General features: G+C 69.5%; 1 pseudogene. It reads left to right on the forward strand.

Going from position 1 to position 269, the window contains the following annotated elements:
* Positions 1-269 (forward strand): annotated as a pseudogene (locus GUI70_RS23365) (hypothetical protein); the annotation flags it as partial.

Genomic DNA, 269 nt, shown 5'->3' on the forward strand with positions numbered 1-269 from the left:
CGATCATGACGCCACGTCGCTTGCCGGGCTGATCCGCGCCGGCGAACTCTCGCCGGACGAACTGCTCGACGCGACGCTGGCGCGAATCGACTCGTGCGATGGCCGATACAACGCCATCGCCGCCGACCTGCGCGACCGCGCCCGGCGGCAGATCGCCGCCGGCCTCAACGGCCCCTTCGCCGGCGTGCCCTTCCTGCTGAAGGATCTGGGTCACGACTATGAAGGCGCGCCGATGACGATGGGCGCCCATGCGATGCGCCATAACGTCG

The sequence above is a fragment of the Deinococcus alpinitundrae genome (assembly GCF_009982895.1).
GTDB lineage: Bacteria > Deinococcota > Deinococci > Deinococcales > Deinococcaceae > Deinococcus > Deinococcus alpinitundrae.